At 62.4% G+C, this 24826-nt stretch carries 16 protein-coding genes and 1 tRNA gene; 11 read left to right on the top strand and 6 right to left on the bottom strand.

Annotated elements, in window-relative coordinates; translation table 11 throughout:
• Positions 1–26 precede the first annotated feature (26 nt).
• The 5 genes from glgC to bglA are packed head-to-tail and all read left to right on the top strand — an operon-like array spanning position 27 to position 8024.
• On the top strand, positions 27–1292 hold the full coding sequence (glgC, locus tag NKI59_RS18620; protein WP_352490794.1) for a glucose-1-phosphate adenylyltransferase: 1266 nt from the start codon (positions 27–29) through the stop codon (positions 1290–1292).
• A gap of 3 nt (positions 1293–1295) precedes the next feature.
• A complete protein-coding gene (gene glgA, locus NKI59_RS18615; RefSeq protein WP_352705918.1) occupies positions 1296–2741 on the top strand; it encodes a glycogen synthase GlgA in 1446 nt (481 codons plus the stop codon).
• Positions 2742–2744: 3 nt separating this feature from the next.
• Entirely contained in the window at positions 2745–4373 is a 1629-nt protein-coding gene (locus tag NKI59_RS18610; protein WP_352591541.1) for an alpha-D-glucose phosphate-specific phosphoglucomutase, read from the top strand.
• A complete protein-coding gene (gene glgX, locus NKI59_RS18605; RefSeq protein ID WP_352591544.1) occupies positions 4373–6406 on the top strand; it encodes a glycogen debranching protein GlgX in 2034 nt (677 codons plus the stop codon). The genes NKI59_RS18610 and glgX overlap by 1 nt, the downstream gene beginning before the upstream one ends.
• On the top strand, positions 6399–8024 hold the full coding sequence (gene bglA / locus NKI59_RS18600) for a beta-galactosidase BglA (RefSeq protein ID WP_352624584.1): 1626 nt from the start codon (positions 6399–6401) through the stop codon (positions 8022–8024). Before glgX ends, bglA begins: the two co-directional genes overlap by 8 nt.
• Positions 8025–8040: 16 nt before the next feature.
• Here the strand turns inward: bglA and NKI59_RS18595 are convergent, their stop codons facing one another.
• Together NKI59_RS18595 and NKI59_RS18590 are read right to left on the bottom strand one after the other, a co-directional pair.
• Positions 8041–9825, bottom strand: coding sequence for a pilus assembly protein TadG-related protein (locus tag NKI59_RS18595; RefSeq protein WP_352591550.1), 1785 nt, complete (start codon positions 9823–9825; stop codon positions 8041–8043).
• Between the two features lies 1 nt (position 9826).
• The gene (locus tag NKI59_RS18590) at positions 9827–10306 is read right to left on the bottom strand and encodes a TadE/TadG family type IV pilus assembly protein (RefSeq protein ID WP_352454277.1); all 480 of its coding nucleotides are present in this window, start codon (positions 10304–10306) and stop codon (positions 9827–9829) included.
• 381 nt (positions 10307–10687) lie between these two features.
• Between NKI59_RS18590 and NKI59_RS18585 the strand changes: the two genes are divergently transcribed.
• The 4 genes from NKI59_RS18585 (at position 10688) to NKI59_RS18570 (ending at position 16100) form a co-directional block, all read left to right on the top strand.
• Positions 10688–12280 (top strand): peptide ABC transporter substrate-binding protein, encoded by a 1593-nt coding sequence (locus tag NKI59_RS18585; RefSeq protein ID WP_352454278.1) that lies wholly within the window; start codon positions 10688–10690, stop codon positions 12278–12280.
• A gap of 164 nt (positions 12281–12444) precedes the next feature.
• Positions 12445–13368: an ABC transporter permease subunit gene (locus tag NKI59_RS18580; protein ID WP_352705915.1), complete on the top strand. Its 924-nt coding sequence runs from the start codon at positions 12445–12447 to the stop codon at positions 13366–13368.
• Positions 13361–14479 (top strand): ABC transporter permease, encoded by a 1119-nt coding sequence (locus tag NKI59_RS18575; RefSeq protein ID WP_352591559.1) that lies wholly within the window; start codon positions 13361–13363, stop codon positions 14477–14479. Before NKI59_RS18580 ends, NKI59_RS18575 begins: the two co-directional genes overlap by 8 nt.
• Position 14480: 1 nt before the next feature.
• Positions 14481–16100 carry an ABC transporter ATP-binding protein gene (locus NKI59_RS18570; RefSeq protein ID WP_352705913.1) on the top strand — a complete coding sequence of 540 codons (1620 nt, stop codon included), beginning with the start codon at positions 14481–14483 and terminating at the stop codon, positions 16098–16100.
• On the opposite strand, the gene NKI59_RS18565 is transcribed toward NKI59_RS18570, so the two are convergent.
• Together NKI59_RS18565 and NKI59_RS18560 are read right to left on the bottom strand one after the other, a co-directional pair.
• Positions 16075–17100, bottom strand: a complete 1026-nt coding sequence (locus NKI59_RS18565) for a site-specific integrase (RefSeq protein ID WP_352705911.1) — start codon at positions 17098–17100, stop codon at positions 16075–16077. The two genes, NKI59_RS18570 and NKI59_RS18565, sit on opposite strands and share 26 nt — an antisense overlap.
• A 502-nt stretch (positions 17101–17602) precedes the next feature.
• A tRNA-Pro gene (locus NKI59_RS18560) sits at positions 17603–17679 on the bottom strand.
• Between the two features lie 205 nt (positions 17680–17884).
• Here NKI59_RS18560 and NKI59_RS18555 point away from each other — a divergent pair.
• Both NKI59_RS18555 and NKI59_RS18550 read left to right on the top strand, forming a co-directional pair.
• The gene (locus NKI59_RS18555; RefSeq protein ID WP_502901078.1) at positions 17885–19399 is read left to right on the top strand and encodes a phosphomannomutase/phosphoglucomutase; all 1515 of its coding nucleotides are present in this window, start codon (positions 17885–17887) and stop codon (positions 19397–19399) included.
• Positions 19400–19416: 17 nt separating this feature from the next.
• Positions 19417–21687: an AGE family epimerase/isomerase gene (locus NKI59_RS18550; RefSeq protein WP_352705906.1), complete on the top strand. Its 2271-nt coding sequence runs from the start codon at positions 19417–19419 to the stop codon at positions 21685–21687.
• On the opposite strand, the gene betB is transcribed toward NKI59_RS18550, so the two are convergent.
• Positions 21651–23114: a betaine-aldehyde dehydrogenase gene (betB, locus tag NKI59_RS18545; protein WP_352705904.1), complete on the bottom strand. Its 1464-nt coding sequence runs from the start codon at positions 23112–23114 to the stop codon at positions 21651–21653. The genes NKI59_RS18550 and betB overlap by 37 nt on opposite strands.
• 59 nt (positions 23115–23173) lie before the next feature.
• Positions 23174–24826 (bottom strand): choline dehydrogenase, encoded by a 1653-nt coding sequence (gene betA / locus NKI59_RS18540; protein ID WP_352705902.1) that lies wholly within the window; start codon positions 24824–24826, stop codon positions 23174–23176.

Below are 24826 nucleotides of genomic sequence, written 5' to 3'. Positions count from 1 at the left end.
GGAGCATCTAACCTGGGAGGATAGGAATGGCTGAAATAAAACGAACACAGCCGCTGGCACGCGACGCCATGGCTTATGTGCTGGCCGGCGGCCGTGGCAGCCGGCTCAAGGAACTGACCGACCGCCGCGCCAAGCCGGCGGTCTATTTTGGCGGCAAGACCCGCATCATCGATTTCGCGCTCTCCAATGCGCTCAATTCCGGTATCCGCCGCCTCGGCGTCGCCACCCAGTACAAGGCGCATTCGCTGATCCGCCATCTGCAGCGCGGCTGGAACTTCCTGCGGCCCGAGCGCAACGAGAGTTTCGACATCCTGCCTGCCAGCCAGCGTGTATCGGAAACGCAATGGTATGAGGGCACCGCCGACGCCGTTTACCAGAACATCGACATCATCGAGGCCTACGGGCCGGAATACATGGTCATCCTGGCCGGCGACCACATCTACAAGATGGACTACGAAATGATGCTGCGCCAGCATGTCGAGGCCGGCGCCGACGTCACCGTCGGCTGCCTCGAAGTGCCACGCATGGAAGCCACCGGCTTCGGCGTCATGCATGTCGATCCCAAGGACACCATTATCTCCTTCATCGAAAAGCCCGCCGATCCGCCGGGCATTCCCGACAAACCGGATTTCGCGCTCGCCTCGATGGGCATCTATGTGTTCAAGACCAAATTCCTGATGGAGCAATTGCGTCGCGATGCGGCGGAGCCCGGCTCGAGCCGCGACTTCGGCAAGGACATCATCCCCTACATCGTCGAGCACGGAAAGGCGATCGCCCATCGTTTTGCCAAATCCTGCGTGCGCTCGACCGCCGAGAACGAGGCCTATTGGCGCGACGTCGGCACGGTCGACGCCTATTGGGAGGCCAATATCGACCTGACCGACATCACGCCGGAACTCGACCTTTACGACCGCGATTGGCCGATCTGGACCTATGCCGAGTTGAAGCCGCCGGCAAAATTCGTGCATGACGAGGATGGCCGCCGCGGGTCGGCCGTGTCGTCTCTCGTGTCGGGCGATTGCATCGTTTCGGGCGCTTCGCTGAAGCGAAGCCTGATCTTCACCGGCGCCCGCATCAATTCCTATTCGACGCTGGAGGAGGTCGTCATGCTGCCGGACGTCCATGTCGGCCGCAACGCCAGGCTGAAGCGCGTGGTCATCGATCACGGCGTCAGGATCCCGGAGGGTCTGGTGGTCGGCGAGGATCCCGTCCTCGACGCCAAGCGTTTCCGCGTTTCGGAAAAAGGCATCTGCCTCGTCACGCAGGACATGATCAACAGGCTGGGATCGTAGTGCATGCAGGTTCTGTCGGTGGCGCCCGAGATCTTTCCGCTGGTCAAGACGGGCGGGCTCGCCGACGTGACCGGCGCCTTGCCCGTGGCATTGGCCGGCAAGGGCGTCATCATGCGCACGCTCGTCCCCGGCTATCCTCAGGTGATGGGCGCCTTCAGGAAAAAAAAGCCGGTTCAGCAATATCCGTTGCTGCAGGGCGGCAAGGCCTCGGTGCATGCCGTCCAGATCGCCGGGCTCGACCTGTTCGTGCTTGACGCGCCGCATCTTTTCGACCGTCCCGGCGGCCCATACGGCAACGCGACCGGCGCCGACTGGCCGGACAATTGGCGGCGGTTCGCGGCCTTGAGCCAGGTAGGCGGTGATATTGCCGGCGGCGCAATCTCGGGCTACCTGCCCGATATCGTCCATGCCCATGACTGGCAGTCGGCAATGACGCTCGCCTACATGCGCTACGGCAAGGCGGTCGGCACGCCGTCGATGATCACCGTGCACAACCTCGCCTTCCAGGGTCAGTTCGGCGCCGGCATCTTTGGCGAGCTTGGCCTGCCGGCGGCGGCGATGGCGCTCGACGGCGTCGAATATTACGGCGGCGTCGGCTTCCTCAAGGCCGGCCTGCAGGCGGCGTGGGCGATCACCACGGTCAGCCCGACCTATGCGCAGGAAATCCGCTTGCCCGAATTCGGCATGGGCCTCGACGGCCTGATCAACATGCGCTCCGTCGATCTCCATGGCATCGTCAACGGCATCGATACCGAGATATGGAACCCGGAAACCGACAAGCATCTGGTTTCCAACTACACCGCAAAGACGCTCAAGGCACGGATGCCCAACAAGGCCGCGGTCGAGGACCGCTTCAGCCTCGATCGCGATGACAGCCCGATCGTCTGCGTCATCAGCCGTTTGACCTGGCAAAAGGGCATGGACATATTGGCGGCGGCCGTCGACGGCATCGTTGCAAGAGGTGCGCGGCTGGCGATCCTCGGCTCCGGCGATGCCGGGCTCGAAGGCGCATTGCTTGCCGCCGCAGCCCGCCATCGCGGCCGCATCGGCGTCGTCGTCGGCTATGACGAGGGACTCTCCCACACCATGCAGGGCGGCAGCGACGCCATCATTATCCCATCGCGCTTCGAACCTTGCGGGCTGACACAGCTTTACGGCCTGCGCTATGGCTGCGTGCCGGTGGTCGCGCGCACCGGGGGCCTTGCCGACACGATCATCGATGCCAACGAAGCCGCCATCTCTGCCGGCGTTGCGACCGGTTTCCAGTTTGCGCCCGCCAATGCCGGCGCCTTGCTGCACGCCGTCCGCCGCCTTGTCGAGGCGCATGCCAATCCCGCAGTGTGGACGTCGATGCAGCGGCAAGGCATGAAGGCCGACGTTTCGTGGGACAAAAGCGCCGAAAAATATGTCCAACACTATCGCTTGCTGCTTTCGAAAAGGGCTGCCTGACTGATGATCCGCACCGTCGCCACCAAACCCTATCCCGACCAGAAGCCCGGCACCTCCGGGCTGCGTAAAAAGGTCCCCGTGTTCCAGCAGGAGCACTATGCCGAGAACTTCATCCAGTCGATCTTCGATGCGCTGGACGGGTTCGAGGGCAAAACCCTGGTGATCGGCGGCGACGGCCGCTTCTATAACCGCGAGGTCATCCAGAAGGCCATCGCCATGGCCGCGGCAAACGGCTTCGGCAAGGTGATGGTCGGGCAGGGCGGCATCTTGTCGACGCCGGCCGCTTCGCATGTCATCCGCAAATACAAGACCTTTGGCGGCATCATCCTGTCGGCCAGCCACAATCCGGGCGGCCCGCATGAGGATTTCGGCATCAAATACAATGCCGGCAATGGCGGCCCAGCGCCGGAAAAGCTGACCGACGCGATCTTCGAAAAAACCAAGGCGATTTCAAGCTTCAAGATCGCCGATATCGGGCAGGTCGACATCGACACGATCGGCACGGTCAAGACGGGGGACATGACCGTCGAAATCATCGATCCTGTCGCCGACTATGCCGAACTGATGGAAAGCCTGTTCGATTTCGACGCATTGCGGGCGCTGTTCAAGTCGGGCTTCCGCATGCGCTTCGACGCCATGCATGCGGTGACCGGCCCCTACGCCAAGGAGATCCTCGAAAACCGGCTCGGCGCGCCCAACGGCACCGCCCGCAATTTCATTCCGCTGCCGGATTTCGGCGGCCATCATCCCGATCCCAATCTGGTGCATGCAAAACACCTCTACGACGAGATGATGGGGCCGGATGCGCCAGACTTTGGCGCCGCCTCGGATGGCGACGGCGACCGCAACCTGATTATCGGCAAGGGAATTTTCATCACCCCGTCTGATTCGGTGGCGATGCTCGCCGCCAACGCCCATCTGGCGCCGGGCTACAAGGCTGGGCTGAAAGGCATCGCCCGCTCGATGCCGACCAGCGGTGCTGCCGACCGGGTCGCCGAAAAGCTCGGCATCGGCATCTACGAGACGCCGACCGGCTGGAAATTTTTCGGCAATCTGCTCGATGCCGGCATGGCAACGATCTGCGGCGAGGAGAGTGCGGGGACCGGCTCCAACCATGTCCGCGAAAAGGACGGCCTGTGGGCTGTGCTTTTATGGCTCAACATCCTTGCCGTGCGCGGCGAAAGCGCCAAGCAGATCGTCACCCAGCATTGGGCGGCCTATGGCCGTAACTATTATTCGCGCCACGACTACGAGGAGGTCGAGATTGATCGTGCCAACGCGCTTGTCGACGAGCTGCGCGCCAAGCTCGGCTCGCTGCCTGGCACCAGCGTGCGCGGCATGACGATCGCCAGCGCCGATGATTTCGCCTATCACGATCCGGTCGACGGCTCGGTCAGCAAGAACCAGGGCATCAGGGTGTTGTTCGAAGGCGGCTCACGCGTCGTCTTCCGCCTGTCCGGCACCGGCACCTCGGGCGCGACGCTGCGGCTTTATGTCGAGCGCTACGAGCCGGACAAGAACCGCCACGATCTCGACACCCAGGAGGCACTTGCCGATCTGATCGTGGCGGCCGACGACATTGCCGGGATTCGCCGCCATACCGGCCGCGCCAAACCGAGCGTCATCACCTGATGTCGTCGGGACTATCCGCCGGCTATCGTCCGCGATTTGGCGGGCTTGCCGGGGAGGGCGGCATCCGCTTCGCCGCATGGTCCTCGTTGGCTCGGCGCATCTGGGTTTCGATTTTCGACGAACACGGCAACCGCGAAATCGACCGGCTGGAACTCCAGTCGGAAGGCGAGGGCGTCCACGCACTTTTTGTTGCCGGTCTCGCCGCTGGCACCCGATACGGGTTCCGTGCCGATGGCGACTACGCGCCGGAACACGGTTTCTGGTTCGATCCCGACAAGCTGCTGGCCGATCCCTATGCCGTCGAGATCGACAGGCCCTATGCCTATGACGGCCGGCTAGCCGCGCGCCGGGGTGAGGGGGCCGACACGGCGCCGCTGATGCCGAAAGCCATTGCTGGCGCCTTGCCGGAACCCTTGCCTGCCTTGCCGCCTCTGTTTCGGTCCGGCGGCCTCATCTACGAAGTGCCGGTACGCGCGTTCACAAAGCTGCATAAGGACATTCCCGAGAAGCAACGCGGCACCATTGGAGCGCTCGCTCACCCCCTCGTTGTCGAGCATCTGCAAAAACTCGGCGTGGCAGCCATTGAGTTGATGCCGGTGACTGCATCGATCGACGAACGGCATTTACCGCCGCTCGGTCTGCGCAACGCCTGGGGTTATAATCCCGTGACCTTCATGGCGCTCGATCCGCGACTGGCGCCCGGCGGTCTGGCCGAGTTGCGCGGAACGGTCGCCGCGCTGCGCGAGGCCGGCATCGGCACCATTCTCGACCTGGTGTTCAACCACACCGGCGAAAGCGACCGGCTCGGCCCGACATTGTCGCTGCGCGGGCTCGACAATCGCGCCTATTACCGGCACGAGGCCGACGGCGCTCTGGTCAATGACACCGGAACCGGCAATACGCTCGCCTGCGAACATCCGGTCGTCCGGGAAATGGTCCTCGACACGCTTCGCCACTTTGTCCAGCGCGCCGGTGTCGACGGATTCCGCTTCGACCTGGCGCCGATCCTCGGCCGCGTCGACGGCGTTTTCGACGCCGATGCGCCGCTGCTGAACGCCATTCGCAAAGATCCTGTTCTTGGCGACCGGGTGCTGATCGCCGAGCCTTGGGATATCGGACCGGATGGCTATCAGCTCGGCAATTTTCCGCCACCCTTCCTCGAATGGAACGACAAATGCCGTGACGATATCCGCCGTTTCTGGCGCGGCGACGGCGGCATTATCGGTGCCTTGGCGACGCGGCTTGCCGGTTCGTCCGATGTCTTTGCCAAACCAGGCCAGACAACGAGCCGCAGCATCAACTTCATCGCCGCGCATGACGGCATGACGCTGGCCGATATCGTTGCCTATGAGCACAAGCACAATGAGGCCAATGGCGAACAGAACCGCGATGGCCACGACGACAACCTGTCCTGGAACAATGGCCTCGAGGGCGAGACCGGCGACCAGTCAATCGTTACGGCCCGTTTCGATGACCAGTGCGCGCTGCTGGCGACGCTCTTTGCCTCGCGCGGCACGATCATGCTGACGGCCGGCGACGAGTTCGGCCGCACGCAGCGCGGCAACAACAACGCCTACGCGCAGGACAATGACATCACCTGGCTCGACTGGGCCGGGCGCGACCGGGCGCTGGAGCTGTACACGGTTCTGCTAGCCAAGATGCGTCGTGCCGTGCCGGCGCTTTTGGACACAACATTCCTGACCGGAGAACCGCCTGCGGGCTCGGAAATCCCAGACGTAGCCTGGCTGACGGAAACCGGCATGCCGCTCGACGAGGCCGCCTGGCACGATGCCAGGCGGCACCGGCTGGTCATGGTTCTCGGGAGCGGTGAGAACAGTCGCCTTGCGGTGGTCATCAATGGCGACCGCCGGGCCTGCATGTTCACGCTGCCGGAACGGGCGGGTTTTCATTGGCGCCCTGCCATCGAAACGGATACTGGCGACATCTCACGGCCGGTGCCTGGGCGAACGGTCATGTTCATGATCGAACGCGGGGCCGCGCGGGTGGGCGCAGGGGAGAGCCACGATGGCTGACAATGCCGAATGGTGGCGCGGCTGCGTCATCTACCAGATCTACCCGCGCTCCTACCAGGACACGACAGGCGACGGCAGCGGCGATCTCAGCGGCGTCACCTCGAGGCTGGCCCATGTCGCATCGCTGGGTGTCGACGCGGTTTGGCTGTCGCCTTTCTTCAAGTCGCCAATGGCGGATATGGGTTACGACGTTTCGGATTACTGCGCCGTCGATCCGATGTTCGGCACATTAGAGGATTTCGACGCACTGATTGCAGAGGCGCACCGGCTCGGCCTGAAGGTGATCATCGATCAGGTCTTGTCGCATTCGTCGGATCGGCACGAATGGTTCGTCGAAAGCCGCACGAGCCACGACAACCCCAAGGCCGACTGGTACGTCTGGGCCGATGCGAAGCCCGACGGCACCGCCCCCAACAACTGGCTGTCGCTTTTCGGCGGCCCGGCCTGGGAATGGGACGCAACGCGCAGGCAATATTACCTGCACAATTTCCTCGCCTCGCAGCCGGACCTGAATTTCCACAACCCAAAGGTGCAGGACGCCTTGCTGGAAACGGTGCGGTTCTGGCTCGAGCGCGGCGTCGACGGTTTCCGGCTGGATACGGTCAACTATTACGTCCACGACCGCTGGGTGCGCAGCAACCCGCCTTTGGCGGAAAGCGTCGCCGGCACCAATACGGCAACCAGCCCCTATCTCTATCAGGAGCATCTGTTCGACAAGAGCCAGCCGGAAAACCTTGCTTTCCTCAGGCGCTTCCGGGCCTTGCTTGACGAATATGAAGGCCGCGCCGCTGTCGGCGAGATTGGCGACGAAACGCGTTCCTTGCAGACACTCGCCGCCTATACCGGCGGTGGCGACAAGCTCCAAATGTCCTACACGTTCGACCTGCTCGGCCCGCAATTCTCGGCGTCGCATGTGCGTGGCTGTGTCGAGGCCTTCGAGAGTACGGTGTTCGACGGCTGGGTTTGCTGGGCGTTCTCCAACCACGATGTCGTGCGCCATGTCAGTCGATGGACAAGGCCGGGCGGCGATCCGGACAGGGTGGCGAAATTCTCGATCGTGCTGCTTTCCTGCCTGCGCGGATCGATCTGCCTCTACCAGGGCGAAGAACTCGGGCTGGAGGAGGCCGAACTGGCGTTCGAGGATTTGCGCGATCCCTTCGGCATCCGCTTCTGGCCGGCAATCAAGGGACGGGATGGGTGCCGAACGCCGATGGTCTGGGAGGCTGGCGCCGACAATGCCGGCTTTTCGACCGGCAAGCCGTGGCTTCCGGTCCCGGCAAGCCATCGTGCCCAGGCGGTCGACGTCCAGGACGGCGAGCAAACCTCCGTCCTGGCGAGCTACCGGGCGATGCTGGCCTTGCGCAAGCAGCATCCGGCGCTGGCTCGAGGCTCGATCCGGTTCCTCGATGCCGAAGGCGACGTCCTTGCTTTCATTCGCGAAGGCGGTGACGAAAAGCTGCTCTGTGTCTTCAATTTCGCCGACGAGCCGGCCGGCTGGCAATTGCCACCGGATCTGGAAGCGATAGAGCCGATAGACCTTGGCGGTGCTGCCGGCGTCTTGCAGGAAAGAACTCTGTCGCTGCCGCCGCTGGGCTGCTTCCTCGGCCGGATCGGCTGAGCTCTATTTCATTATCTCATTGAACGAGCACGGAGCGCCCGCAAGTCGCGCCGACAACCCGCACATCGGCCTCGCCGACATGCACGCCGACAGCTGCAAGCACGTTATAGACCAGTTCGTCGACCGGCGCCGTCACGCCGTTCAGAACCGTTACCACCGCCGGCTTAACCGTTCCGAGCAGGGCCGTCACGTCCAGCCCGAGGCCCAGTGCATTGACCGAGAGCGAGAGGCCGCTGACCAGCGATGTCGTGAGTGATTGCGTCAGGTTTTTTGTGGCGACAGTTTTTATCGTCTTGTTGGCGATATCGGTGCTGTCGAACGTCAATGCGGTCGGATCGTTGTTGGTGATGGCAAGTGATGACGAACCCTTCACATCGAGCAGATTGAGGGTGAGCAGCAGAAGCTTTACGCTTACCTGTGCAATCGTGGCATCGGAGAACGATTGCGGATTGCTGAAATCGGCGAAGGCCGATGGGTTGTTGTCGGCGTCGCTGGTGGCAAGGTGCAGCGAGGCCACGCCAGGCTGCGCGGCGATCGAGACCTTGATGCTATCCGGCCGGCCCGTCGGGCAGCTGATGTCGGTTAGCTTGGCTTCCGCATAGGCGACTTCGACATGCAGAGGCAGGTTGACGGACAGCAGACTGATGCCGCCGCCGAGATTGGAATTGCCGATGCCAACTGTGGTGACCAGCTTGATGCGCGTCTGCGCGGTGCGCACCACGGTGCCTTTTTCCCCGACGGCCAGCCAGGGTGAATATTGCATTGGCTCACCGATGGCGATGGCGAGTGTGGTGGCGGTAAGTCCCGGAATAGTGGCGCCGAGATCGACCTGGACCTGGTTTGAGCCATTGGCCAGCGAGGCGGCGGCACCCAGCATGCCCATCGCGCTTGCGTCGACGGAAAAGCCGGGAGACTTTTGTCCGAGGCCGAGCTTACCGATCGAGCCAAGATCGATAAGATGACTGAGGGGTATCTTGACTGTGTTGGTGGCCCTCGACGCGATCGTCTGCAGCACAAGTTTGCTGGCGCTGCCCGACCCGGACGCATTGGCCATGGCGGTCGCGATCTGGCCTACCGTCGCTTTTGACGCCAGCACGTCGGAATAGCTGACACCTGTCAGTTGCAACTGTACGGCAAGGGCATCGACGAACGAAAGCACGTTTACATCGGCCGAGATCAGCGCGTTGTAGTCCATGACGCTGAGCGAAATGTTGGCGCCCAGCAACTTGCTGAGAAGCGCGTTGAGGATGCCGCCATTGACGCTGAGGAGCCTGGACCCGACCGAGAACATCGCTTGCGGGGTCACACTGGCAATGGCTTCGGTGCCGACAACCGGAGTAGGGATGAGCGAACTGGCGAAATACCGGGCGGGGATTTTTTGCAGAGTGACGCGAACGGCGTTGTAAGGCGCTTTACCGGCTTCGAAGCGCTTGTCGACGCCAATGGAGGACGCCGCTGAGTATCGGCCGCCGGTCACCGACACGACGGTTTTGCCAACCGTGGGAACGATTGTCTGACCTGGCTTTTGAACAATGATGCCGGGCATTCGGTTGTCACTGAGCGTGGTTACCGCCGCGGCTTCCATATCTTTGATGTTCGACGCCGCGGTGATCGCCGCCAGGTCGGTCATCGCCTGGGCCTCCCTGCGCTCCGTGTAGATCGAACCTTCGTCGACAGCGAAGGCCGCCAGCCCCAGCGCGAATGGCGCTGTCAGCGCCGTCATGACGGCAAAGTTCGCCTTCTTGTCGCCAACCATCGAGCGAGCGATCCGCCCGATGCTCCTCAGCAAGAACTGCGACATTTCAAATGCCTCCAATCCTGATGGTAGATCTGCGCGAGATCGTGGTTTGCGGCATCGCAAGGCTTGGTAACAGGTTCCAGATCGGCAGGTTGCTGGCATCGTACTGGATTGACACGACAAACTGATTTCCGTCGGCCGTGCTGTCCGTCGCCTGGTAGGTCAGCTTGCCGGAATCGACGAACGGGTATCCAGTGGCATTGTTTTTGACGAAACTCGCCACCAGCGCCTGGCGCTCGGTTTGATTCAATCCGGCAATTGCGGTGCGGGCGGCATCGGCGGCGATTTGCTGCAAGGAGTTGCTTGCACCAAAATAGATACCATATGCAACCATTCCGAGCACGAGCAGGATAAAGATCGGCGAAAGCAGGGCAAATTCGACCGCGGAAGTTCCGGACTCATCTCCAATTTTGCGTAGATTCGCCCGTATTTGGCGCAATATTTTACGCTTTAATGCGACAGTGTTACTGTCTATCTTGTTCATTGCCCTTGCCCGTTGGAACTCAAGGTCGATGTGCCGATCCCATTGAAATTTGTAACCCTTGGTTGCCTAAGAACCAATTAATACATTCCGGTAAACTGAAATGATCGGCCAGATTATTTCCCAGATCGGCGTTCTGGCCAGGAAACCCAGTCAAACTCATGGCTTTGACCATTGATTGGCCGCTCGCAAGGCGACTGTCCCGGCCCCTTACTTTGCGTGACCCCGAGAGTCTGTTGAAATAAAAAATCTCCACGTTACTGTTTGGCCACCAGCTGCCGGAAAGGGAACCGGCTGCGCGCTCGAAAGGAACCAACCAATCGGTTTCGGGGGCGTCAACACTTAGAGACGTGGCCGAAGGGCGACGTCATTAGGGAGAACTCCATGCTGAAACATGTGCTGAAGGCGACGGTACTCGCCACGACCATGGTCTTGGCCGCCGGTACGTTCTACACGCCGGCTTTCGCCGAGACCGTCTACAACCGCGGAGCCGCCGCCGAAGCGGAGACGCTCGACCCGCACAAGACCTCGACGGTCTACGAAGCCGATATCATACGCGACCTGTTCCAGGGCCTCGTCATGCATGACCAGAAGACGAATCTCATTCCGGGCGCCGCCGAAAGCTGGACGGTGTCCGACGACGGCACTGTCTACACCTTCAAGCTGCGCAAGGACGGCCTCTGGTCGGATGGCAGCCCGGTGACGGCGGACGACTTCGTTTATTCGTTCCGTCGGCTGGAAGATCCGGCCACCGCTGCCGAATACGCTTCCATGCTCTATCCAGTGAAGGGTGCCGAGGAAGTCAACACCAAGAAGGGCAAGCCGGAGGATATGGGGGTCAAGGCGATTGACGCAAATACCCTGGAAGTCACGCTCAAGGCGCCAACGCCTTACTTCCTGGAGATGCTGACCCATCAGGCGACCTATCCGGTCAACAAGGCGTCGATCGAAAAGCTTGGCGCCGACTGGATCAAGGCAGGCAAGCTGGTCTCCAACGGGGCCTTTACAGCGGCAGAGTGGGTTCCCAACGACCATCTGAAGCTGGTCAAGAATCCGAAATTCTGGGATGCCGCGAGCGTCAAGTTCGACGTGGTCAACTACATCCCGACCGAGGATCGTTCGTCGGCGATGAAGCGCTTCGAGGCTGGCGAACTCGACAGCTACGGTGACCTGCCGACGGAACAGCTCGGCGACCTCAAGGCCAAATTCGGCGACCAGGTCCGTGTCGGGCCATATCTCGGCACCTACTATTATGCGATCAAGACCGATAAGGCGCCGTGGGACAATGTCGAACTGCGCAACGCCATCTCGATGGCGATCGATCGCGACTTCCTCGCCGAAAAAGTCTGGCAGAATTCGATGCTGCCCGGCTATTCGATGGTGCCTCCGGGGATCGAGGGCTACACGCCGGCACTGGCCAAATACGCCGACATGCCGCAGATCGACCGGGAGGATGAAGCCAAGAAAATCCTGGAGAAGCTCGGCTATACGCCCGAGCATCCGTTGAAGATGGAAATCCGCTACAACACCTCGGAAAACCACAAAAACACCGCTGTCGCCATCCAGGAACAGCTGAAGCCGCTTGGCGTCGAGATCACGTTGCTCAACACCGATACCAAGACCCACTACTCTTTCCTCGAGCAGAAGGGCGACTATGACGTCGCGCGTGCCGCCTGGATTGCGGATTACAAGGATCCGGAAACTTTCCTTGGCATCTCCCGCAAGGCTAGTGGCAATAATTACTCGAACTACAACAGCCCGAAATACGAAGAGGCCATGGACAAGGCCGCCGCCGCCGGCGGCAAGCCCGAAGAGCGCATGAAGGAGCTCGCCAAGGCCGAACGCATCCTCGTCGATGAGGTCGGCAACATTCCGATCCTCTACTATAGCTACCACGACATCGTTTCCTCGAAGCTGCATGGCTTCGACGACAATGTGATGGACATCCATCCGTCCCGCTTCATCAGCAAGGACTGATCCCTTAGCCAGGCCGCCGCGCAACTCAATGCGCGGCGGCGCTGGTTTGCCATCGCATCGGCCCGGGAACCGGATTCGATTTTCGACAATGTCGGTGCGAAGATTTGAAGGCTAGAGCGCAATCGTCCAGCCGGACGCGCTGCTCTGGATCAAGCGGGGCATCGATGCTGCGTTACGTTTTCCGGCGGCTTCTGACCGCCATTCCGACGCTGTTCGTCATCGTGACCATGGCGTTCTTCCTGATACGCGTCGCACCGGGCGGACCGTTCAACCAGGAGCGGGGCCTGAGTCCCGAGATCAGAGCCAATCTCGAAGCCCAGTTCGGCCTCAACGACCCGCTCTGGCTGCAGTACCTCCATTATCTAGGCAATCTTCTGCGCGGCAACTTCGGTCCCAGCTACAACATGCCGGATTTCACCGTCGGCGAGCTGTTCAGGGAAGGCCTGCCGATCTCGATCCAACTCGGCGCTTCGGCGCTCGTTCTGGCGCTGCTCCTGGGCACCGTGCTCGGCACTGTTGGCGCGCTCAACCAGAACAAGCTTGCCGACTATTCGGTGATCGCGCTGGCGACCGCCGGCAGCACCATACCGACCTTTGTCATCGCCCCGGTAATCCAGCTTGTATTCGGATTGACCTGGAAGCTGCTGCCGATCGGTGGCTGGGGCGATGGAGCCCTCATCAATAAGGTCGGCCCGGTGCTGACGCTCGCTCTGCCGCAGATCGCCATCGTTGCCCGCCTGATGCGCGGCTCGATGATCGAATCGCTGCACTCGCATCACATCCGCACCGCGCGCGCTCTCGGCCTGTCCGACTGGTCAGTCGTCGTCAAGCATGCACTGCGCGGCGCCATCCTGCCGATCGTCTCCTTCACCGGTCCGGCAGCTGCAGCCCTTCTCACCGGCTCGATCATCGTCGAGACCATCTTCTCTATCCCGGGCATCGGCCGCCATTTTGTCGTTGCCGCGCTCAACCGCGACTACACACTGGTGATGGGGACGGTGGTGGTCATCGCGCTCTTCACCATCGTTTTCAACCTGATCGTCGACGTCCTCTATGGGGTCGTCGATCCGAGGGTGCGCTATGACTGATATCGCAGTTGCCGCACCGGTCGTCGGCCGGTCCCTGTGGGGTGACGCCTGGGCGCGCCTCAAGGCCAATCGCGCGGCCATGTTCAGCCTCTATTATCTTGCCTTCATCGCCGTCATCAGCGTGTTTGGGCCCTATTTCGTGCCGCACCAATACACCACCATCTATGCCGACTATGTCCGTACGCCGCCGAGCTTCTCGGCCTATCCGAAGGCCGACATGATCGAAGGCGCCCTCGATGAGGCGATCAGGCGTATGCGCGTCGACATCAAGGAGTGGCGGCAGGAGGACAGCCGTGTGTTCGTTACCGTCAAATCGTCCAAGCCGATCGATGACCGCAACATTCGCTACCTTGATCGTTCCGATACTTTTGATGACACAAAGATCGAGAGCAAATCGCCGGACGGTCTCGAAATGGTCATGAGTGCCTCGATCAAGCAGCAATATTTCCTGTTCGGCACCGACAATACCGGCCGCGATCTCCTGTCCAGAACGCTGATGGCCGGGCGCATATCGCTAGCCATCGGCCTGCTTGCCGGCATTGTGGCCGTGCTCATCGGCGTGCTCTACGGCGCCACCGCCGGCCTTGCCGGCGGCAGGGTCGACGAGGTGATGATGCGTGTCGTCGACGTGCTTTATTCTTTGCCGTTCATCTTCTTCGTTATCATGCTGGTGGTGTTCTTCGGCAGGAACTTCGTGCTGATGTTCCTGGCGGTCGGAGCGGTGCTGTGGCTCGACATGGCGCGCATCGTGCGCGGACAAGCGCTGTCGATCCGCCGGCAGGAATATGTCCAGGCGGCGGAGGCGATGGGCGTCGGCCAGCGCGGCATTCTGCTGCGCCATGTGATCCCCAATTTGCTCGGGCCGGTTGTGATCTACATGACGCTGCTGGTGCCGCAGGTCATTATCCTGGAGAGTTTTTTGTCGTTCCTCGGGCTCGGTGTCCAGGAGCCGATGACCAGCTGGGGCGTGCTGATCTCGGTCGGCGCCCAGAACATCGGCTCGGCCAACTGGCTGCTTCTGTTCCCGGCCTTCTTTCTCGTCTCCACGCTGTTCGCGCTGAATTTCGTCGGCGACGGCCTGCGCGACGCGCTCGACCCGAAGGATCGTTGAGATGGCCGCTTCCGAAGCCATCCTCAGCGTCAAGGACCTTCGGGTCCGCTTCCGCACCCTCGACGGTGTAGTGGAGGCGGTGAAGGGCATCAATATCCACGTCAAATCAGGCGAGACCGTCGCCGTCGTCGGCGAATCCGGTTCCGGCAAGAGCCAGACGATGATGGCGGCGATGAGCCTGCTCGCCTCGAACGGCGAAGCCACCGGCACAGTCGATTATCGCGGCCGCAATCTTTTGACCTTGAGCAAACCCGAGCTCAACAAGATCCGCGGCCGCAAGATCAGCATGATCTTCCAGGAGCCGATGACGTCGCTAGACCCGCTCTATTCGATCGGCAACCAGCTGATTGAGCCGATCCGCAAGCATCGCGGACTTGGCGCCGCCGCGGCGCGCGAGGAGGCGCTCAAGCTGCTGCGGCTGGTCCATATTCCCGATCCGGAGCGGCGGATGAAATCCTATCCGCACGAGTTGTCGGGCGGTCAGCGCCAGCGCGTCATGATCGCCATGGCGCTGGCCAACGACCCCGACATACTGATCGCCGACGAGCCGACGACCGCGCTCGACGTCACCATCCAGGCGCAGATTCTCATGCTGCTCGCCGAATTGCAGCGCAAGCTCGGCATGGCGATCGTCTTCATCACCCACGATCTCGGCATCGTCCGGCGCTTTGCCGATCGGGTCTATGTGATGCGCTATGGCGAGGTGGTCGAGGAGGGCGAGGCGGAAGCGATCTTCGCCAACCCGCAGCACGGCTACACCAAGATGCTACTTGCCGCCGAACCGACCGGCACCAAGGCGCCGCCGCCTCCGAATGCCCCTGTCCTGCTTGAAGGCAGGAAGGTCGAGGTGACCTTCAAGATCGGCGGCGGATTTCTTGGCGGCGAGCCGCTGCTGCTGCGCGCTGTCGATCGCATTTCGATACGGCTGAAGCGCAACCAGACGATCGGCATCGTCGGCGAATCCGGATCGGGAAAATCGACGCTCGGCCGCGCCTTGCTGCGGCTCCTGCCCAGCGACGGCATCATCCGGCTTGGCGACCGCGACATTTCCCACGCTGACCGCCAGGCGATGCGGCCGCTGCGGCGCGAATTACAGCTGGTCTTCCAGGATCCATTCGGCTCGCTGTCGCCACGCATGACCGTCGGCCAGATAATCACCGAGGGGCTTCTGGTCCACGAGCCCAATCTGTCGGGCAGGCAGCGCGATCTCCGCGCGGTCGATGCCTTGCTCGAAGTCGGGCTCGATCCGAACACGCGCAACCGCTATCCGCACGAATTCTCCGGCGGCCAGCGGCAGCGCATCGCCATTGCGCGCGCCATGATCCTCAAGCCGAAAGTGGTGGTGCTGGACGAGCCGACCTCGGCGCTGGACCGCTCGGTGCAGAAGCAGATCGTCGAATTGCTGCGCAAGCTGCAGGCCGACCACGAACTGTCCTATCTGTTCATCAGCCACGATCTCGCCGTTGTGCGCGCCATGGCCGACTACATCATCGTCATGAAACAGGGCAAGATCGTCGAGGAGGGGCCGGCCGAGGCGATCTTCAGCAACCCGCAGGCAACCTACACACAGACACTGATGGCCGCGGCCATCGATGTCACGCGATTTCGCCTGAGCGCATAGCCTTGCTGGCGATCCGCCACATGTCGACGTCGCACAGCACAGGCCACATGGCGCGGGTGTAGCGAAGCACATTCGGGGTGACATCGTCGCCGAGCCCGGCTTTCACGCGGCAGGTGCGGAACGCCTTCTCGATGCGCTTTGTCGGTTCGCCCAGGCTGTCATGGACGACCGGCCCGCAGTCGCAATCGATACGCTTCCAGCGGCGCATATGGGCGATCAGCCGTGACGGCAGTCGCGCCGGCGGACGCCATTTCTTGCTTTTTTTCGCGTGCTGATCTTTGCAATAGAGCACGCCGCGGCCTAGGTCCGGCCAAGCTTGTGCGGCCTCGCCATCCCAATTGAGTTGCAGGATTGAACGATGTCGGCAGCCAGTGTAGAGCCCCACAATGATAAAGCGGCAGAGATGAGCGTACTGACCGTGCTTCCGGCGCAGCCGCAATGCCGCGCGCAGCAGTCCCGCTGCTTCCTCGCGCGTCAGCCAGCGCTCGCGCGCTGCTGGTTTGTCTGGCAAGGTGACGGACGGCTTCGGATCGAGACCGTATTCCTTGGCCCAAAAGTTGATCGCCGAGCGGAGGTCCTCAAGATCGCGACGCGGGCCTGATGTAAAGTCCTTGTCTCGCCACGCCGGGAGTAACGCACGGCGGGTCTCCATCGCCGCGGCGTTGAGCTTGGCGATTCGCTCACGCTCTACCCGATTGCGCTCGCGCGAACGGTGCTCGACATAGGCGCGGCAGCGATCTCCATTGATGCTGGCGACCGGCTCGGTGCCGAAGAATTCGTTCAGAAAACGCATCCTGGCGAGAAATTCCTTGCGACCGGCAATCTTGGCCTGGCGTCCTTCGGTATAGGCGGCGAGGATGTCACCGACAGTCAGGCGGCGGGCATCTGCCCTGGAGATCGGGGGCTGATATTTGCCGGCGGCGGCAGGCCCGAGTTGAGGGCGCAGCATACCTGAAGCGCTAGACACCGCTGCCGTGCGGGCATGATGATGGGTCGTCACAATGGTCCCCTTTTTTTTGCTCCGAAGTTGTTCGTCCTGCGGACGGGGATCACTAGAAGAGGCAACAAGACCGGCTCTGCAACAAGCAAAATGGGCGATAGTGCCGTGAGATACAAAGACTTGCGAAAGGCGGCGCAGAATCGCGCCGGCTTGGCTTTCCCGCCGGACGACGAGTCTTGGTGCATTCCCGGAGGGTAGCTGACAGCCGCATCAAAATGGTGGCTCGGGCTATCCCATGTTGCGGTTACAACTGAGGTGTAAATCTCACGCCGGCCTTCACGGGACGATTTGGCATTCCGAAGCGGGGGAGGTTTCGGGTGCCTTGGAAAGTCGCTTTTTGTCGGTGACGAACATCCGCTCGCGTCGGCATTAGCCGCGATCCGATGCCCCTGCGGGCACCGCTTAGCCTCTCCTCGGCCAGACCTGCCTTCTTGTCCGAATGTATCAGGGCAATTTGGAAAGAGCGCCTACGGGCTCTGAACCGGGATGGACGTATTTTTTCTGGTCGGAGTGGCAGGATTTGAACCTGCGACCCCATCGTCCCGAACGATGTGCGCTACCAGGCTGCGCTACACTCCGTGACCAGACCGCGGGCTTATAGCCGCCGCATTTGGTTACTGCAAGCGCCAATGGCAGCGCTTCTGTCGCATTTCTTTCGCTTTCGCCGCCACGTCATACAGGTTTCAGTTTCCTGTCGCACAAACACGGCTTAAAGGGCTTCTGGATAACCGTCCACTTGCCTCGAAGCACCTGATTCAGCCACCTGGAGTTTGCAGCTTTGTCGATGAAGATCGTTAGCGATGTCAGACCAAACACATTCGAGTTTGAAACCTCTGCGTTGATCAAGCCGTCCGGGTTTCGCGAATATGATGCGCGCTGGTGGTTCGGCCATCCCGGCTCGAACGAAACGCCGGAACTCAATCTGATCGGCGTCCAGGCGCTCGGCATGGGGCTCGGCACGCTTATCCGCCGTCTTGGTGCCGGACCCGACATCGTCACCGGTCACGATTTCCGCTCCTATTCGCTTGCCATAAAGCTGGCGCTGGTTTCCGGGCTGATGGCGGCAGGCGCACGGGTCAAGGATGTCGGGCTGGCCCTGTCGCCGATGGCTTATTTCGCCCAGTTCGCGCTCAACACGCCGTCCGTTGCCATGGTCACTGCCTCGCACAACGAGAATGGCTGGACCGGCGTCAAGATGGGCGCGGCGCGCCCGCTGACTTTTGGTCCGGAGGAGATGAGTGCGTTGAAGGCGATCGTGCTGTCCGGCGATTTCGATCTTGTCGGTGGCGGCTCCTATGACTTCGTTGCGGACTTCCGCAAAACCTACCTTGACGATCTGACAGCGGGAAAGCGTATCTCGAGGAAGCTCAAGGTGGTGGCCGCCTGCGGCAACGGCACCGCCGGGGCTTTCGCTCCCGAAGCACTGGAAAGGATCGGCTGCGAGGTGATCCCGCTCGACGTCGAGCTCGATCATACGTTTCCCAATTACAATCCCAACCCCGAAGACATGCAGATGCTGCACGCCATTCGCGACAAGGTGCTGGAAACGGGCGCCGATGTCGGGCTTGGCTTCGACGGCGACGGCGATCGCTGCGGCGTGGTCGACAATGAAGGCAGCGAGATTTTCGCCGACAAGGTCGGCGTCATGCTGGCGCGCGACATTTCGCACCTTTATCCCGGCTCGACTTTCGTTGTCGACGTCAAGTCGACCGGATTGTTCATGACTGACAAGGTGTTGCGGGAAAATGGCGCGGTCACCGACTATTGGAAAACCGGACACTCCTATATCAAGCGGCGGGTGGCCGAACTCGGCGCCGTTGCCGGTTTTGAGAAATCGGGCCATTTCTTCTTCAATCCTCCGATCGGCCGCGGCTATGACGATGGCCTGGTCACGGCAATCGCCATCTGCCAGATGCTGGATCGCAGCCCGCAAAGCAGCATGGCCGACCTCTATCGCGATCTGCCGCTGACCTTCGGCACGCCGACCATGTCGCCACACTGCGCCGACGAGCTCAAATACGGCGTCGTCGAGCGCGTCGTAGGCGACTTTCGCAAGATGAAGGACGAGGGCACGGTCTTCGCCGGCCAGAGGATTGCCGAACTGATCACCGTCAACGGCGTCAGGGTCGTGGCGGAGGATGGTACCTGGGGGTTGGTGCGCGCATCATCGAACAAGCCGGAGCTTGTGGTGGTGGTGGAGAGCCCGGTATCGTCCGAGCGGCGCCGGCAGATGTTCGAAGCCGTCGATGCGGTGCTGCGCCGCAGCCCCGAAGTCGGCGCCTACAATCAGACCTTTTGAGCACGAGGCTTGTTTTCATGACCGAACGGATCGTCAGTTTTGTGATGAGCGGCGGCGTCGGCTCGCGGCTGTGGCCGTTGTCGCGCGAGGACAATCCCAAGCAGTTCCATGATTTCTCCGGCGACGGCTCAATGCTGGCCAAGACGCTGCGCCGGCTGACCGCGCGGCCGGAAGGCGAAACGCCGGTTTTCCTGATTGCCTCGGAAAGGCATGCCGACCGCGTTCATGCCGACATTGCCGGTCACGAGCTTTCCGGCGGCGGCCCGCTGTTCGAGCCGACCGGACGCAACACCGCCGCGGCCGTCGCCTTGGCAAGCCTGCGCACGCTGTCGGAATTCGGCGACAGCCTGGTGCTGGTGGTGCCGTCCGATCATGAGATCGCGACGCCACAGCAATTCTGGCGGAGCATCGAGGCCGGCACGGCGGCGGCGCGCCAAGGCAGGCTGGTGGTGTTCGGCATCAAGCCCGCCCAACCCGAGACCGGTTACGGCTACATCGAGGTGGCCGGCGAGCGTGATGGCATCTGCGATGTCTCGCGTTTCGTCGAAAAACCCGATCTCGCCACGGCGCAGAGCTATCTCGAGGCCGGCAATTTCTACTGGAACACCGGCATCTTCCTGTTTCGCGCCAGTGCCATGCGCGACGCGTTCATGGCCTTCCAGCCCGACATCTGGAGCGCCACAGAGGCTGCCTACCAGGCTGCGACATCGGATCTTTCCGGCCTCTACATGCCTCTGGAGCTCTATGCCGCCATCCCATCGACATCGATCGACTATGCGATCATGGAGCGCGCCAGCGGCATCGCCATGGTGCCGGCCGGCTTTCGCTGGAACGATCTCGGCTCCTGGCAATCGCTGCTCGACGTCGGCCCCTCCGACACGCAGGGCAATGTCATCGTCGGCGATGTCGTCGCCATCGATTGCGAGAACTCCTATATCCGCAGCGACGGCCGCCTGCTGTCGGCCATAGGCCTGAAGGACGTCGCCATCGTGTCGACCGCCGACGCCACTTTCGTCGCCCCGGTCAGCCACAGCCAGAACGTCAAGAAGATCGTCGAGCAGCTCGAAAAAAGCGGCCGCCTTGAGACCAGGTTCACGCCCGCCGACGACCGCGTCATCGAAAGCGGCGCCTGGCAGCGCCGCGTGCACCATTGGCTGTTCGAGGAGACGGTGCCGTTGTGGTCGACGGTCGGCGTCGATGAGCGCCATGGCGGGTTCCACGAGGCGCTCGGCTTCGATGCCGCCCCGCTGATGAAACCCAAGCGCATGCGCACGCAGGCCAGGCAGATCTACGCCTTCGCCGTCGCCAAGGCGCGCGGCTGGAACGGCCCGGCCGATCGGCTGATCAGCCACGGCCTCGAATTCATGGCCAGGCACGGACGTACCGACAATGGCGGCTGGGTACGCACGCTCAACGTCGACGGCACCGTCGCCGACGCCGCCGAGGATGCCTATGACCATTCCTGCGTGCTCCTGGCGCTGGCGCATGCCCATATGTGCGGCAATCCCGATGCGTTTCGGCTTGGCCAGGAGACCTTTGCGTTCATCGACGCGCATCTCGAGGACGAACGCCTGACCGGCTTCCGCGAGACCTCGAGCGGCGAGGGCGAGCGCCGCTCCAACCCGCACATGCATCTGCTCGAGGCATTCCTGGCCTGGCATCAGGCGACCGGCGAGCGCGCCTATCTTCGTCGCGCCGCGCGCGTCGTCGATCTATTTCGCAGCCATTTCTTCGACCCGGAAAGCTGGACGCTGGGTGAGTATTTCGACCATGAATGGCGGCCGGCCCCTGGCGGGAAGGGCACGTGGACCGAACCCGGCCATCATTTCGAATGGGCCTCGCTGCTGGTCGACTTCGCCGGCCGCAGCGGCCAGAGCGGCTTGACCGGCCTTGCCCGGAAGCTTTACGCGTCGGCGATTGCCAATGGCCTGAACCGCGCCACGGGCCTCGCCTACGGCGCCGTCTCGCGGCAAGGACTGCCGCTCGACCGCGTCTCGCGCAGCTGGCCGCAGGCCGAAGCGATCAAGGCCGCGATCGCGCTGGACGGTTCGGGCGGTCCCGACCTGAAGCCGGAAATCGAGGCGCGTGTCGGCCGGCTGTTCCGCTGGCACATCAATCCGGCACCGCTCGGCCTGTGGATCGACCGCATCGACGAGCGTGGCCGCTCCTTGGCGAGCGAGGTGCCGGCCAGCATCTTCTATCATCTCGTCTGCGCGCTGACGCAGTATCTGGACGGCACGGCGCCCAAGGATCAGTACGGGCTGGCGACATCACCCGTCTCGACGTAGACCGACTTCAGCTGCGAATAAAGCGCCAGTGCCGCGAGAGAATTCTCGCGGCCGATGCCGGACTGCTTGAAGCCGCCGAAGGGGATTTCGACCGGCGTCAGATTGTAGGCGTTGATCCAGCAGATGCCGGCCTGCAGTTCGGCGATGACACGATGGGCGCGCGCCAGGTCGCGCGTGAACACGCCGGCGGCGAGGCCGAATTCGGTGTCGTTGGCGCGATCGATCACCTCGTCCTCGCTGTCGAATTTCAGCACGCTCATGACCGGCCCGAAAATCTCCTCGCGGGCGATGCGCATCGTGTCGACGACACCGGTGAACACCGTCGGCTCGACGAAGAAGCCGCCCTGAAAACCCTGCAGCGAAGGCACGTTGCCGCCGCAGGCGAGCACCGCGCCATCCTGCTTGCCGGCCTCGATGTAAGAGACCACCTTGTCGTGCTGCGCCTTCGAGACCAGCGGCCCCATCTGCGTGTCCGGATCGAGCGGATCGCCGATGCGGATTTTCTTCGTCCGTTCGGTCAGCCTCTCGACGAAACGGTCATGGATGCCGCTCTGGACGAAGACCCGCGTGCCGTTGGAGCAGATCTGGCCGGTCGAATAGAAATTGCCGAGCATCGCGCCGCCGATGGCATTTTCGAGGTTGGCGTCTTCGAAGACGATCAGCGGCGACTTGCCGCCGAGCTCCATCGTTGCGTGCTTCATCTTCGAGCCGGCGAGCGACAGCACTTTGCGGCCCGTCGGCACCGAGCCGGTCACCGAGACCTTTGCGACAACATCATGGCCGACAAGGCCGGCTCCGACATCGCCAAAACCCTGCACGACGTTGAACAGCCCGTCGGGCAGCCCGGCCTCGGTGTAGATTTCGGCGAGCGCCAGCGCTGAAAGCGGCGTGTTCTCCGACGGCTTGAACACCATCGCATTGCCCATGGCGAGCGCCGGAGCGGATTTCCAGCCGGCGATCTGGATCGGGTAGTTCCAGGCGCCGATGCCGACGCACACGCCGAGCGCCTCGCGCCTGGTATAGGCAAAGGGTCCGCCGAGATCGACGGCCTCGCCATTGAAGGCGGCGACGGCGCCGCCGAAATATTCCAGGCAGTCGGCCGCCGACGGGGCATCGGCGACCAGCGTCTCCTGGATCGGCTTACCGGTATCCAGCGTCTCGATGCGCGCCAGATCGGCATTGCGCGCGCGCAAAATGTCGGCGGCGCGGCGCAGGATGCGGCCGCGTTCGACCGCCTTCAGCCGCGCCCAGGCCGGCTGTGCCGCACGCGAGGCCTCGATCGCGAGTTCCAGCACGTTCGGCGTCGCCGAGCGCAGCATGGCGATGGTCTCGCCGGTTGCCGGATAGATAACCGGTAGCGCTGCGCCGCGCTCGTCGTCGATATAGCGGCCGTTGACATAATGCGATGCCGTTGGCTGGGCGTGCATGACTGTTCTCCAAATCGTCTTGTCGCGGCATGCGGAATATGCGTCCGCCGGATCATGGCCTATCTGTCCGACACCTGCCAGCGCGGATTGATCCATGGTTCCTGGTTGGAAGGTGGCAGCGGCGTACGCCCGAGAATGTGGTCGGCGGCCTTCTCGCCGGTCATGATCGACGGCGCGTTGAGATTGCCGTTGGTGACACGTGGAAAGATCGAGGAATCGGCGACCCGAAGCCCTTCGACGCCAATGACGCGGCATTCCGGATCGACGACGCTCATCGCATTATCGGCACGGCCCAACTTGCAGGTGCCGCAAGGGTGGTAGGCGCTTTCGGCGTGGTCGCGAATGAAGGCGTCGAGCTCTTCATCCGATTGTACATGCGAGCCCGGCGACAGTTCCTTGCCTCGGTACGGATCGAAGGCCGCTTGCCCGAAGATCTCGCGGGTCAGCCGGATGCAGTGGCGGAACTCCGTCCAGTCGTCCGGATGCGACATGTAGTTGAAGCGGATCACCGGCTTCGATTTGGGATCGGGCGAGCGCAGCGTGACCGAACCGCGCGACTTCGACCGCATCGGCCCGACATGCGCCTGGAAACCATGCGCTTTGGCCGCCGCCTTGCCGTCATAGCGGACCGCGGCCGGGATGAAGTGATACTGGATATCGGGATAGTCGACGCCGGCGCGCGAGCGCACGAAGGCGGCCGCCTCGAAATGATTGGTGGCGCCGAGGCCGGATTTGAAGAACAGCCATTGTGCCCCGATCAGCGCCTTCGAGAACGGGTTCAAGACGGAGTTCAGCGTGATCGGCTTTGTCGATTCCTGCTGGATGTAAAGTTCCATATGGTCCTGCAGATTGCGACCGACGCCGGGCCGGTCGGCAATCACCGGGATGCCGTTCTCCCTAAGGTGCTGGCCGGGGCCGATGCCGGACAGCATCAGGATCTTGGGCGAGTTGATCGAGGACGCGGCAACGATCACCTCGCGCCGCGCTCTGACCACCTGAATCCGTTTGCGCACTTCGATCTCGACGCCGGTGGCGCGTTGATTCTCGATGATTACCCGCCGGGCGAAACCCTTGACCAGGCTGACATTTTTCCGCCTCAGCGCCGGCCTCAGATAGGCGCTCGCGGCCGACCAGCGACGGCCGCCGCGGATGGTCTGCTCCATCGGCCCAAAGCCTTCCTGCTTCGCGCCGTTATAGTCGTCGGTCAGCTCGAAACCGGCCTGACGGCCTGCCTCGACGAAGGCGCCGTAGAGTGGGTTCGTCCTCGAGCCGCGCTGCACAGTCAGCGGGCCGCCGTGGCCGCGCCAGCCATTCTCGCCGCCATTGCTGTCCTCCATGCGCTTGAAGTACGGGAGCACATCGGCAAAGCCCCAGCCGGTCGCGCCCTGTTCGGCCCAATGGTCGAAGTCGCGGGCATGGCCGCGCACATAGACCATGCCGTTGATCGACGACGAGCCCCCGATGACCTTGCCGCGCGGCGTCGCCAGCACCCGGCCGCCGAGGTGCGGCTCCGGCTCGCTGGCAAAGCCCCAGTCGTAGAGGCTCATATTGAGCGGGATCGACAGTGCCGACGGCATCTGGATCAGCGGGCCGATATCGCTGCCGCCATATTCGATGACGATCACCGAATGCTTGCCGTCCTCCGAGAGCCGGTAGGCCATGGCCGAACCGGCCGAGCCGGAGCCGATGATGACGAAATCCGCTTCAAGCAT

It is taken from the genome of Mesorhizobium sp. M0598 (assembly GCF_040320865.1).
Taxonomy (GTDB): Bacteria; Pseudomonadota; Alphaproteobacteria; order Rhizobiales; family Rhizobiaceae; genus Mesorhizobium.
This window is presented reverse-complemented; position numbering and strand designations above follow the sequence as displayed.

Excerpts from the sequence above, each read along its gene's own strand:
- glgC (WP_352490794.1), top strand. The coding sequence starts at position 27 with ATGGCTGAAATAAAACGAACACAGCCGCTGGCACGCGACGCCATGGCT.
- glgA (WP_352705918.1), top strand. The coding sequence starts at position 1,296 with ATGCAGGTTCTGTCGGTGGCGCCCGAGATCTTTCCGCTGGTCAAGACG.
- NKI59_RS18610 (WP_352591541.1), top strand. The coding sequence starts at position 2,745 with ATGATCCGCACCGTCGCCACCAAACCCTATCCCGACCAGAAGCCCGGC.
- glgX (WP_352591544.1), top strand. The coding sequence starts at position 4,373 with ATGTCGTCGGGACTATCCGCCGGCTATCGTCCGCGATTTGGCGGGCTT.
- bglA (WP_352624584.1), top strand. The coding sequence starts at position 6,399 with ATGGCTGACAATGCCGAATGGTGGCGCGGCTGCGTCATCTACCAGATC.
- NKI59_RS18595 (WP_352591550.1), bottom strand. The coding sequence starts at position 9,825 with ATGTCGCAGTTCTTGCTGAGGAGCATCGGGCGGATCGCTCGCTCGATG.
- NKI59_RS18590 (WP_352454277.1), bottom strand. The coding sequence starts at position 10,306 with ATGAACAAGATAGACAGTAACACTGTCGCATTAAAGCGTAAAATATTG.
- NKI59_RS18585 (WP_352454278.1), top strand. The coding sequence starts at position 10,688 with ATGCTGAAACATGTGCTGAAGGCGACGGTACTCGCCACGACCATGGTC.
- NKI59_RS18580 (WP_352705915.1), top strand. The coding sequence starts at position 12,445 with ATGCTGCGTTACGTTTTCCGGCGGCTTCTGACCGCCATTCCGACGCTG.
- NKI59_RS18575 (WP_352591559.1), top strand. The coding sequence starts at position 13,361 with ATGACTGATATCGCAGTTGCCGCACCGGTCGTCGGCCGGTCCCTGTGG.
- NKI59_RS18570 (WP_352705913.1), top strand. The coding sequence starts at position 14,481 with ATGGCCGCTTCCGAAGCCATCCTCAGCGTCAAGGACCTTCGGGTCCGC.
- NKI59_RS18555 (WP_502901078.1), top strand. The coding sequence starts at position 17,885 with ATGAAGATCGTTAGCGATGTCAGACCAAACACATTCGAGTTTGAAACC.
- NKI59_RS18550 (WP_352705906.1), top strand. The coding sequence starts at position 19,417 with ATGACCGAACGGATCGTCAGTTTTGTGATGAGCGGCGGCGTCGGCTCG.
- betB (WP_352705904.1), bottom strand. The coding sequence starts at position 23,114 with ATGCACGCCCAGCCAACGGCATCGCATTATGTCAACGGCCGCTATATC.
- betA (WP_352705902.1), bottom strand. The coding sequence starts at position 24,826 with ATGCTTGAAGCGGATTTCGTCATCATCGGCTCCGGCTCGGCCGGTTCG.